This is a genomic window from Rhizobium sp. BK491, assembly GCF_014194925.1.
GTDB lineage: Bacteria > Pseudomonadota > Alphaproteobacteria > Rhizobiales > Rhizobiaceae > Rhizobium.
In genome coordinates this window covers 134,478-146,592 of record NZ_JACIAR010000002.1, presented here as the reverse complement: position 1 = coordinate 146,592, position 12,115 = coordinate 134,478, and the positions used below count along the sequence as shown (strand labels likewise).

Genomic DNA, 12,115 nt, shown 5'->3' with positions numbered 1-12,115 from the left:
CATCTGCAGCGCCGATTTACATTTAGAACAGTCGGCGCGCAATTGCATCCTCAATGCTGAAAAAGCCGCCGAAACGAAAAGATGGAACGGCGGTCACTTGCCGAAATAGCTGCGGATAATCGGATGCCGAAACAGACCGATGAGAATGGCAAACGCCATGCCGAGACCGGCACCGAAGATCGCTCCGGCGATAAGACCGGCCACCATCATCACCTTGCGGCTCGGCCCATCGGCCTTCAGTGGCGCTTCCGCCTCGGAGATGACGCGGATATTGCTCTGCGACAGATCGTGAGCATCGCTCGCCTGTCCGGACCGTTTCAGAAGCGATTCATAAAGATCGCGCGCCGCGGTCGCCTTGCGCTGCAGCTCGTTCAGGCTGACGAGCTTGCCCGAGGTGTTGACCTGCGAGGCCTTCTGCACGGCAAGTTCCTTGGCGATATCCTGCTCGGCCTTCTGCGCCTGCTCGTAATCGGCGCGGGCCGATGTCATCTGCCGTTGCAGCTCCGCCCGGATTTCCGCGGCGAGGCTTTCCAGCGAGGACTTCGCGGCGAGCAGGCGCGGGTGGCGGGCGCCGAGCAGGCTTTGCAGGCTTCCGACATTGGCTGCCATCGTCGCATATTGCTGCCGCAGACTGCTCAATGCGGTCGACGTCACCCCCGACGAAGGATTGTTGGAGACGACTTCCTCGAAACTGAGCTTTCCGGCTGCATCGGCTCGGGCTTTCGCCTCGATCGTCTTCTGCTGGCTGGTGATAAGCAGGTCGTTCAGCGCGGTCAGGCGCTTGTCGGAAATCAGATTGCCCTCGACGGCCACCATATCGTTGTCGGCGCGGTAGGTCTCGACAGCCTTTTCGGCTGAGAGCACCTGCTGGCGCAAATCCTCAAGGCGGCTGTCCAACGCCGTATTGCTGCTCTTGAAGCTATTCGACGCCGCCTTGCTCTCTTCCTCCAGAAAGGAGGTGACGAGCTGATTGGCGATCCCAGCCGATTTCTGCGGATCGCCCGTCGTCACTTTCGCAGTCACGACATAGGTGCTGGATTCGCGGGCGATCTGAACGGCTTTCGCCAGGGCGGCCGTGGCCACATATTTTGCCGCCTCGCCGGTGGCGCCGCCATTGAATTTCGGGTCCTGATCGAGCCTCAATGCATCCACAACGCGCCCGAGCACCTTGCCCGAAGACAGGATCTGCGTCTGGCTTTCGATCATCGTGGTGATCAACTCAGGCGGCGTCGGCGCCTGCTGGGCGGAATCGGAGCCGCCGACCGGGCGGGGGTCGAAATAGAGGCTGGTCTCGGCGGTGAACTTCTGCGGAATAAGGGGAATGACAGCGCCGCCCAGTACCGCGCCGGCGCCTGCCAGGGCAAGAACCACAAGCTTCTTTGCCCAGATCGAAGCGATGGCCGATCGGAGATCGAGCAACGGCAACTTCACCGCCGGTACCGATGCCGTCGAAACAGCGGCAGACACCGGCGAAGCAGCAACCTGTTCGATGGTCGGGGTCGCCGCAGCAACAACCGGCTCGGCAATGGGGCCCGGTACCACCGGCTCCTCTGCATCGGATCGCTTCGGTGGGCTTTGCAGAACGCCGGCGTCCACGATAGGCGCTTTGGGCTCTTCGGAATGTGCTACGGGCTCGGCTGCGACAACGAAATCCCGAGGGCGCAAGACAGGACTGCGCGGGCGCACGCCATCGCGCCGTCCATCAGACGGCTCGGTGTCGCGCCAACCCGCAAGTCGGTCCGATCGCTGGCTTCGTTCCATTGAGCTCATTGCAGACTTTCAGTGCTTCGCAGGCGGATTCCACGCAGCAGACGCCTGAAGTTTAGAAAGGTTTGGCTAACGGAACATTAAGGACGCTTCCAGGAAATCGCGCCGCGGGCGTCAACGCAACCCATCCTTTCATCATTGCTCAACACCATACTTCCTATGAAGAGCCATAGCCGCACGGACGACAGGGACATGCCATGACCGCATCGATGAGGAAATCTCCGCGACGCCTGCTAGCGGCGGCCATCATGCTTGCTTTCACGACGGACGCTGGAGGTGCATTTGCCGCCGCGCAACTGTGTTATCGCGGCGTCAATCTCTCCGGAGCGGAATATGGCGAACGCGGTGGGGTCATCAATGTCAATTACACCTATCCGTCCGAACAGACCGTGCGCTACTTTGCCGAAAAGGGCATGAACACGATCCGCCTGCCCTTTCGCTGGGAACGGCTACAGCCGGTGCTCGGGGCCTCGTTTGACGGGAACGAGCTGAAGCGCCTGAAGGATGCCGTCGACCTCATCCAGAAGCACGGAATGGCAGTCGTTCTCGACCCGCATAATTATGCCTATTACGACAAGACGCAGCTCAAGCAGCCTCCCGCGACGGATCTTGCATTCGGCGATTTCTGGGCGCGGCTTGCAGTCGAATTCGCCAATCGGAAGGGCGTCGCTTTCGGCCTGATGAACGAACCGCACGACCTTAAGGCGCCCGATTGGCTCGAACTTGCCAATACCGCGATCCGCAGCATCCGTACCGTCGGCGCACGCAATCTCATTCTCGTGCCAGGCACGAACTGGACGGGCGCACACAGCTGGTCGGCCGATGTGCTTGGTGGTGGCGCAAATGGAACGGTCATGCTCGGCGTCAAGGATCCGCTCGATTTCTACGCCTTTGAATTTCACCAATATCTGGATTCCGACAGTTCCGGCACGCACCCGGTCTGCGATGGCACCGACAGTGCCGTGAAGGGCATGAACGACGTCACCGACTGGCTGCGCAAGAACGGCAAACGCGGATTTCTGGGCGAATTCGGCGTCGCCGCCAATAATGGTTGCCTCGATGGCCTGAAGCAGATCCTCGACGTGATGGACGCCAACAGCGACGTCTGGCTCGGCTGGACCTATTGGGCTGCCGGTGACTGGTGGCCGCCAGAGGAACCACTCAACGTCCAGCCGCGCAATGGTCGCGACAAGCCGCAGATGAAGGTTCTTGCCGAGGGGCTCAATCGAAAAGTATCGCTGGCGACCTCATGCGCGCTGGTCAGGCCGGCGAAATGACCGCTGACGGGCAACCCGGCCCTTTGTCGCGAATCATCGGGCTGATATGTTGCCGCGGCCAGTGAAGACGCCACGACCTCGGATATCTCATGCAACGTTCAGGCGAAAAGCAGCCGATCAATTTCGTCATTCTCACGATTTCGCTGCTGGCGGTCTGCTATAACTGCATCCTGGCCTTCATCAATCACAATATCACGCCGTTGACGCCGAGCGCGGTCGTCTTGTCCGAAATATTGCTGCAGGTCGCCGCTTTCACCTATCTGCTGACGAAGGGCATATATGAGGAGGACATAGCGCCGCTCCTTTACCTGCTGCTGACGATCGTGCTGACGATCTTCGTCATCGCCATCAACAAGCAGGCCTATATCGATCATCTCCGCAATGTGATGATCATCTTCGCCTTTTCGATCATGGGGCGGCTGGCCAACGAGCGCACCGTCAAGCTCGCATTCAAGATTTCATGCTTCATCGTGCTTGCCGTGCTTGTCCTGGAAATCGTTTCGGTCAAGGAATATGTCGCGCTGTTCCATCCGGCCGAATATTTCCAGAATACGCGCGGCGTGCCGCCGGCGACCTATAGCGATATCGGCCTGTTTCGCGGCGCGCTCGGCTTCGAGGGCCGGTTCTCCTTCGGCCTGATCGACCACCGATCGTCCTCCATCTTCCTGGAGCAGGTCTCGCTTGCCAATTTCTGCGGCGTGATGGTGCTGTATCTGATCAGCTTTTCCAATCGCCTGGGATTATTCGACCGTCTGCTATTCTTCTCGACGGTCGTGCTGATCCTGCTGACGAATGACACGCGCACGATGCTGATATTCAGCCTCGTCTGCGTTGCCGGCTATTTCATCTATCCATGGCTCCCGAAGACACTCGACCTGCTGACGATGCCCGGGATCATCGTCGTCGGCTTCGTCATTCACGCGCTCGAGCCGAGCGTGACGGGCGATAATTTCGTCGGACGCATCAATGGCACGGTGAAAGCGTTCCTCGGCATGGACCTGAAGAGCACGATCGGGCTGCAGCTCGATCAGGTCGGCATCTTCTTCGACAGCGGATATGTCTACATCATCTATGGCGCCACCATCTTCGGCCTGATCCTGTTCTGGCTCTACGCCTCGCTCTATCCGGGCGGTGAAACGGTCAACCAGCGACGCCTTGGCCATGCGCTTTCCCTTTTCCTCTTCCTCAATCTGATGATCGGCTCGACGGCGATCTTCTCCATGAAGACGGCCGGGCTCGTCTGGCTTCTTGTGGGATTCCTGAAATTCAACGAGGGAAGTCTGGCGAAACGGCCACAAGAGCTTTCGCTGGCAACCAGCGGCTGAGGCGGGGATACGCCGTTCGAAGACGCAACGGGAACGGCTTTTTGCCCGTCTTCCTGCCTAAATATCCGTCGAAACATGGCTGGGGGGAGGTATTTCCCAGACCTCCGATTTCATCTAAGCAGGCGGACATCCTCGGGATAGAAGAGAAGAGACATGACGAGCTATGTATTGACAGTTGCGTGCAAATCGACGCGCGGGATCGTTGCGGCGATCTCGAACTATCTGGCCGGGCAGGGCTGCAACATCGTTGACTCCAGCCAGTTCGACGATCTCGACACCGGCATGTTCTTCATGCGCGTCTCCTTCATCTCGGAAGAAGGTGTCGGTGAGACGGCGCTGGCCGAAGGCTTCAAGCCGATCGCCGAGAAGTTCGCCATGGACGTCGAGATCCACGATGCCAAGAAGCGCATGAAGGTGCTGCTGATGGTGTCGCGCTTCGGCCATTGCCTCAACGACCTGCTCTACCGCTGGAAGATCGGTGCCCTGCCGATCGACATCGTCGGCGTCATCTCCAACCATTTCGATTATCAGAAGGTGGTGGTCAATCATGACATCCCCTTCCACCATATTCCGGTGACCAAGGCCAACAAGCCGGAGGCGGAAGCCCGGATCATGGACGTGGTCGAGCAGACCGGAACCGAACTGATCGTGCTGGCGCGCTACATGCAGATCCTGTCGGATTCCATGTGCCAGAAGATGTCGGGCCGGATCATCAACATCCACCATTCCTTCCTGCCGTCGTTCAAGGGGGCGAACCCCTACAAGCAGGCCTATGAGCGCGGGGTGAAGCTGATCGGGGCGACGGCGCATTATGTGACGGCCGATCTCGACGAGGGTCCGATCATCGAGCAGGATACGGCGCGCATCACCCATGCGCAGTCGGCCGAGGACTATGTCTCGATCGGCCGCGATGTGGAGAGCCAGGTTCTCGCCCGTGCCATCCATGCCCATATCCACTATCGCACCTTCCTCAACGGCAACCGCACCGTCGTCTTCCCGGCAAGCCCGGGATCCTATGCCTCCGAGCGCATGGGGTGAGGCACCGAGGCTCGATTTGGGCCACCTTTCTTTCCTTTTCGCTCCGGCGCGCGATTTGATATCACCGCTATCGAATCGCCCGGAGACTAAGGAGAGGACATGTCATTCTACCGCAATGGAACGCTGCTGCTCGCGGCGTTCCTTTTGAGCGCGCCAGCGTCGCATGCAGCAACAACGCAAGATGACCCTTCCAAGATCGATCTCGCCAAGGTGATCGAATGCACGACATACGACGTGCCGAGCTACAATAATTTCGCTCTATGGCTGACCGGGCCAGAAAGCGCCAAAGCCATGAAGCAGTTCGGCATGAGCGAGCTGCCGTCGGACAATCCCTTTCTGCGCGAATTCCAGCTTTCGTTGCCTGCGACCGTCTTCGGACGGCGGACGAACAGGGTCGTCTTTACCTCCACAGGCCCCCTCGCCGTGCTCGATGAGGCAGATCCTCATTCGCTGGCCAAACAGCTTGGCGTGACAGCATCGGTCGACCAGCCGAACAAGTTTCTTGGTGAGAAGGTCATCCTGTCACACAAGGATCAGCAGGCAAATTCGGACACCGTGTTGGAAACGCGCATCTCGCTCAACGTCTCCACAGTCGATACCCATCCCGGTAAGACGCTGGCCGGTTGCAGCTATTCCATCGAGGTCGAATAGGCCCTTGCGGCTAGCCGGCTGCATTCCGTGGGCTATCTTCTTCCCCATTGCTCGACAGCCCTATCTGCTTTGGGTAATTTTCTTTAACATGGAATGGTTTAGTGTCGATGCAAATGAACCATCCGGGGGGATGCCATGGCCGACGCCACGCTCGTGAACCGTATGCAACTGCCGAGACCGGACGTGACGCCGGACGAGGCGGCCGAAATCCTGCAGATGCATTACGGCCTGAGCGGGACGCTGACCGAGCTCGGCAGTCAGCAGGACCGCAACTACCGCATCGATGCCGGCGATAATGCCTATGTGCTGAAGATCTGCCGGGTGGAATACGAGCTGGTCGAGCTCGAGGCGCAGAATGCCGCGATCCGTCACCTGCACGCCAAGCCGGACGCGCCGCGCGTGCCTGAAGTCGTGTCCTCTCTCAATGGTCGCGATATTCTCACCGTTACCCTTCGCGAACAGGATTATCTCGTTCGGCTGCTCGGCTTTCTTCCGGGCCAGACGCTGACGCGGCGCAGGCATCTGCCGCCCGCCGCAGCCGCAGGCTTAGGCGCACTTTCGGCCCGGCTTGCCCGAGATCTTGCCGATTTCGACCATCCCGGCCTTCATCGAAACCTGCAATGGGACCTGCGGCGCGCCGGGCCAGTCGCCGTGCAGTTGCTGTCGGCGATCACGGACCACGAGGCGCGCGACCGCATCGCCAAGGCAATGGTGGCGGCCGTCAAGCGCATCCAGCCGCTGGCAAGCGAATTGCGCGTGCAGCCCGTGCATCACGATGTCACCGACGACAACGTCGTCAGCCATCCGGATGCTCATGGACAGCTCGTCCCCGACGGCGTCATCGATTTCGGTGATATCATTCAGGGCTGGCTGGTCGGCGATCTCGCCGTCACCTGCGCATCATTACTGCACCATGCGGACGGCAACCCCTTCTACATCCTTCCCGCCATCAAGGGCTATCATGCGGTCTATCCGCTGACAGAGGCAGAGGGCAAGGCGCTTTGGCCGCTGATCGTCGCGCGCGCCGTCATCCTTGCCGCCAGCAGCGAGCAACAGCTCGCCATCGACCCCGACAATGAGTATGTGCGCGGCAATCTCGATTTCGAACGCGAGATTTTCGATGTCGCGACCGGCGCACAGCCGGACGTGATGGAAGCCGCGATCCTCAAGGCGATCGGCTTCGATGTCGCGCCAATCGCGACTGACGGCTGGGCGCTGCTGCTGCCCGACATCGATCCCTCGCAGATTGCCGCTATCGATCTCTCCGTCACCGGCCCCGACTTTATCGACGGCAACTGGCAGAAGCCGGATATGGACTGGCGGCTGCTTGCCCAAGCGGCAATCGCCTCCGGAACTGCGGCGACGCGCTACGGTGAATTCCGCCTGTCTCTCGCCGCGCCGCTTAACATGATACAGCCGCAGAATTTCGCCCTGCATTGCGATATCTGCCTACCGGCTGGGGCGACGGTTGCGGCTCCCTTTACCGGCCTTCTGCAACGGCAAGGCCAGCATTTCGTGCTGGTCGGCGACGAAGTGAGCCTGCATCTCGATGGCATCGAGAGTGCTCTTGAGGACGGAGCGGCCATCGAGCAAGGAGCTACGATCGGAACGATCGGCAGCGAAGGCTCGGCGATCGGCGGATTGCGCATCCAGCTTTGCCGCGTGCCCGGCCTTGTGCCACCGCTCTTCGCGACGGCGGATCAGGCGGAGGGCTGGTCAGCCATATCGCCGTCGCCTGTTGCTCTCTTGAACCCGGCCTGCGAAGCGCCGCGGCCGGATCCATCCACGCTGCTGTCATTGCGCAACGCCCGCTTCGCCAAGCCGCAGAAGCACTATTACGAGTTCCCGCCGCAAATCGAGCGCGGCTGGCGCGAATTCCTGTTCGACACGCAGGGACGCTGCTACCTCGACATGGTCAACAACGTGACGACGCTCGGACATGCCCATCCGCGCCTGGCGGCAGCGATTGCCCAGCAATGGTCTCGCCTCAATACCAACTCCCGCTTCCACTATGCCGCTGTCGCGGAATTCTCCGAGCGGCTGGCGGCGCTGGCGCCTGATGGACTCGACAGCGTCTTCCTCGTCAATAGCGGCTCGGAAGCCAATGATCTAGCGATCCGCCTTGCCTGGGCGCACACGGGCAAGAGGAACATGCTTTGCCTGCTGGAGGCCTATCACGGGTGGACCGTTGCGAGCGACGCCGTCTCCACCTCGATTGCCGACAATCCGCAAGCGCTGACGACGCGGCCGGAGTGGGTGCATCCCGTCCTGTCTCCCAATACCTATCGCGGCCCGTTCCGCGGCCCAGATTCGGGGATCGACTATCTCAACGATGTCACGGCCAAGTTGCAGGCCATCGATGAGAAGGGAGAGGGGCTTGCCGGCTTCATCGCCGAGCCGGTCTATGGCAATGCCGGCGGTATCGCGCTGCCGCATGGCTATCTTGCCGGCGTCTACGATGCAGTACGGCAGCGTGGCGGCCTTTGCATAGCCGACGAAGTGCAGGTGGGCTACGGCCGGCTCGGCGAACACTTCTGGGGCTTCGAAACCCAGGGCGTCGTGCCCGATATCATCACAATCGCCAAAGGCATGGGCAACGGCCATCCGCTCGGCGCCGTCATCACCCGACGCGAGATCGCCGAATCGCTGGAAAAAGAAGGCTATTTCTTCTCTTCCGCCGGCGGCAGCCCGGTCAGCTGCGTCGTCGGCCTCACCGTTCTCGATATCCTTAGGGATGAGAATCAACAGGAAAATGCCCGCGTCATCGGCGACCGGCTGAAGGCCGGGCTGATCGCTCTCATGGATCGCTTCCCACTGATCGGCGCCGTGCATGGCACGGGGCTTTATCTCGGCGTCGAATTCGTGCGCGACCGCGAAAGCCTGACGCCGGCCACCGAGGAGACAGCTGCGATCTGCGAGCGCCTGCTCGATCTCGGAGTCCTCATGCAGCCGACTGGCGATCACCTAAACGTGTTGAAGATCAAGCCGCCGCTATGCCTCGCACCGGAGAGCGCCGATTTCTTCGTGACGGCCCTGGAAAAGGTGCTGGAAGATGGATTTTGACGATCCCGGCGCGCCATTAACCATTTAGGTGTTTTAGCGGCAGGTGAATTTTAATGCGCCGGGGCATTGTCGAATCTCGCGGCAGCTCCTATCTCTGTCCCGGTGATCGGCGAGCCTTACCGGGCACGGGTGGCAATGCGAAGGCAATTAAGACAACCTTCCCTGCAACCTCCGCGGCTCGGAATTTTATTTTACCAATCGTCGATATTTTGACATCTTTCGGAATATGTTTCTGAAGATGCAGCTGCTATTATCTACTAATATAGTGGATAATAGTGTATCCGCCGGGTCTCTGCTACTGGGGCCCTAACAAGTACAACGCCAATTGAGGAAGTGACATGCTGAATAGAAAAGTCATTGCTTCGTTCCTTGGGCGGCCCGTGCTTGGCAATGACCGTTCGGGCGCGCTCTCCCGCCCGTGCTGTCGAATGTGACGTTCGTCCTCCTTCCCGGAATAAGACAGTCAATTCGCCATGTCTGCGCCGTGCGTGCGCAGAGGGAGTCTATTTATGAAGAAGCAAGTCATCGAATACGCCGGCGTTCCCGTCGGCATCGTCGTTCCTGATCAGGATCGGCTCAAGTTCATCGCCGTAAAATATCATGTCCATGATCTGGACGAGCAGCATTTCAGAAATGCGGACGAAGTGAAGCTTGCGATCCGCGATCTCCTTTCCCGCCAGCAGGCCAAGCCGATCCATGTTTGATGGGTCGGACCACCTGCGCTTTTACTCACTCCCATCCCCAGCCCTCACCCTTTGATAGAATCAGGGTGGGGGCTTTTTATTTGAGGCCATCGCGTCGCTTCCTCCGAAGGAAGCTTCCACCGGCTCCTTATGAAACGCCGAAGCTCCAAAGCCTTCAGTTCCGGACCGCTTGGGTTGAACAAACCCATCTTGTGTTTTCCCGCTCTTTACGATCCTATCGCCATGACGGCCTCGCGTTGTAAGCGGCGAAGGATTTTTTATTGGCTGACCTCCTCAATCTCCTGACCGATATCGAAGGCGTCGCTGTCGGTCACTCGACCGATCTTGCGCTCGGCTCGGGTGTCACCGCCATCGTCTTCGATGAGCCGGCTATCGCCTCCTGTACCGTTCTCGGCGGCGCGCCGGGCGGACGAGATACCGCGTTGCTGGACCCTGCAATGACGGTCGGCACAGTGGATGCTCTCGTGCTCTCGGGCGGATCGGCCTTCGGGCTCGATGCCGCAGGCGGCGTGCAGGCAGGCTTGCGGGAGATCGGCCGCGGTCTGCAGGTCGGCGATGCGCTGGTGCCGATCGTGCCGCAGGCGATCCTGTTCGATCTCATCAATGGCGGCAACAAGGATTGGGGACTGCACTCCCCCTATCGCGATATGGGATATGCCGCTTTCAAGGACGCAAATAAGGGCTCGTTTGCGCTTGGAAGCGTCGGCGCCGGTACGGGCGCCACCACGGCAACGGTCAAAGGCGGCCTCGGCTCGGCAAGCGCCATCAGCAGCAGGGGATACAGGATCGCCGCGACCGTCGCCGTCAATGCGCTCGGTTCCGCCACCATCGGCGACGGCCCGCATTTCTGGGCGGCTCCCTTCGAGCAAAATGGCGAATTCGGCGGCCTCGGCATGCCGCAGGTGGCCGATTCGCGCTTGCGGCTGAAGGGCACGAACATCACCGCCACGACCATCGGTGCCGTCGTCACCGACGCCCAGTTGACCAAGGCGGAGGCGCATCGCCTCTCCATCTCAGCTCATGACGGCTTCGCCCGGGCACTCCTGCCGACGCATCTGCCGCTCGACGGCGATACCGTGTTTGCCGCCTCTACCGGCAAGCATTCCCGCGACGATATGCCTGGTTTCATGGAGCTCTGCCACCTTGCCACTATCGTCATGGCGCGCGCCATCGCCCGCGGCGTCTATGAGGCGACAGCACTACCGGTCGAGGATGGGCAAGCGGCGTGGCGGGACCGCTTCGCCAAGCCCGCCGTCTAGCCGGAGGTTTGGCGCATGCAGATCCGCGCGCTGATCTATTTCGACGAGCTTGTGCGCACCAATTCGATGCGCCAGGCGGCCGAAAACCTGAACGTGGCGCCGACGGCCATCAGCCGCCAAATCGAGAACCTCGAATATCACTTCGGCACGCAGCTGGTCGAGCGCAGCGCCCGCGGCATCAAATTGACGGCTGCCGGCGAATTGCTGGCGGAGCGCGCCGGCCGGACGCTGCGTGAGCTCGACCACGTTCACCAGCTGATCGAAGATCTGAAAGGCCTGCAGCGCGGAACCGTCAGCATCTATGCCAACGGCGCGTCGGTCGCCAATATCCTTGCTCCGGCGCTGGCCGAGTTCAGCCTGCGCTATCCGCGTCTGCGTTTCGAAGTGACGATCACCAGCGCGCGCGGCGCCATCGCAGCCGTCAGCAATGCCGAGGCCGACATCGCAGTGACGCTGTTTGCCCCGCCGCTTTCCGGCACAAAGGTACGCCTGCGTTCCGAGCTGATCTATGACGTGATCGCTGCCGCCTCTCACCCGCTTGCGAGCGTCAGCGAGATCACGCTTGCGGAAATCTCGGCACAGGCGCTTGCCGTCCCCGATCGCTCGTTTGGCGCAAGGCAGGCCTTCGACGCGCTGTTCGAACGTGAGGGGCTGAGGCTCGATCCAGTCTTTGAGACCGGCTCGCTGGAAATGCAGAAGGAGCTGGTGCTGCGCGGCGCGGCAATCACCATGCTGCCGGCACTCACCGTTCAAAGGGAGATCGAGGCGGGGCAGCTCGTCGCACGGCCCGTTGCGGGCGGCATGGGAGTGCGGACGCCAGTCGATCTCTGTGTCGCGCCCGATCGCCAGCTCTCCTTTGCGGCCGGCAAGCTGCTCGATTTCATCGAGCGCTTCATGCGTCAGCAACTTTCCGCCAAGGGGAGGCAGGATTGAATCCAACATTGTAGAAGACAAACCAGTGTAGCGATTTCAGCTACACCGAGCACACATTTTCGGAATTGTGTGTGCGCCTATGAGATGACACTATCCTG

General features: G+C 60.5%; 9 protein-coding genes. 8 read left to right on the top strand and 1 reads right to left on the bottom strand.

Features of this window, described 5'->3' with window-relative positions:
• Positions 1–93: 93 nt before the first annotated feature.
• Complete coding sequence (locus FHX05_RS08540; RefSeq protein WP_183871305.1) at positions 94–1,770, bottom strand: GumC family protein; 1,677 nt, start codon at positions 1,768–1,770, stop codon at positions 94–96.
• A 245-nt stretch (positions 1,771–2,015) separates the two neighbouring features.
• On the opposite strand from FHX05_RS08540, the gene FHX05_RS08535 reads away from it, so the two are divergent.
• The 8 genes from FHX05_RS08535 to FHX05_RS08500 all read left to right on the top strand — a co-directional run bounded on the left by FHX05_RS08535 (position 2,016) and on the right by FHX05_RS08500 (position 12,017).
• Entirely contained in the window at positions 2,016–3,044 is a 1,029-nt protein-coding gene (locus FHX05_RS08535; protein ID WP_246698923.1) for a glycoside hydrolase family 5 protein, read from the top strand.
• Positions 3,045–3,133: 89 nt separating this feature from the next.
• The gene (locus FHX05_RS08530; RefSeq protein WP_183871303.1) at positions 3,134–4,369 is read left to right on the top strand and encodes a hypothetical protein; all 1,236 of its coding nucleotides are present in this window, start codon (positions 3,134–3,136) and stop codon (positions 4,367–4,369) included.
• Positions 4,370–4,522: 153 nt separating this feature from the next.
• Complete coding sequence (gene purU, locus FHX05_RS08525) at positions 4,523–5,407, top strand: formyltetrahydrofolate deformylase (RefSeq protein WP_183871302.1); 885 nt, start codon at positions 4,523–4,525, stop codon at positions 5,405–5,407.
• Between the two features lie 99 nt (positions 5,408–5,506).
• A complete protein-coding gene (locus FHX05_RS08520; RefSeq protein ID WP_183871301.1) occupies positions 5,507–6,058 on the top strand; it encodes a hypothetical protein in 552 nt (183 codons plus the stop codon).
• 135 nt (positions 6,059–6,193) lie between these two features.
• The gene (locus FHX05_RS08515; protein ID WP_183871300.1) at positions 6,194–9,121 is read left to right on the top strand and encodes an aminotransferase; all 2,928 of its coding nucleotides are present in this window, start codon (positions 6,194–6,196) and stop codon (positions 9,119–9,121) included.
• A 509-nt stretch (positions 9,122–9,630) separates the two neighbouring features.
• Positions 9,631–9,825, top strand: coding sequence for a hypothetical protein (locus FHX05_RS08510; protein ID WP_015338438.1), 195 nt, complete (start codon positions 9,631–9,633; stop codon positions 9,823–9,825).
• A gap of 260 nt (positions 9,826–10,085) precedes the next feature.
• Complete coding sequence (locus FHX05_RS08505; RefSeq protein ID WP_183871299.1) at positions 10,086–11,084, top strand: P1 family peptidase; 999 nt, start codon at positions 10,086–10,088, stop codon at positions 11,082–11,084.
• Between the two features lie 15 nt (positions 11,085–11,099).
• Positions 11,100–12,017 carry a LysR family transcriptional regulator gene (locus FHX05_RS08500; protein WP_183871298.1) on the top strand — a complete coding sequence of 306 codons (918 nt, stop codon included), beginning with the start codon at positions 11,100–11,102 and terminating at the stop codon, positions 12,015–12,017.
• Positions 12,018–12,115: the final 98 nt, after the last annotated feature.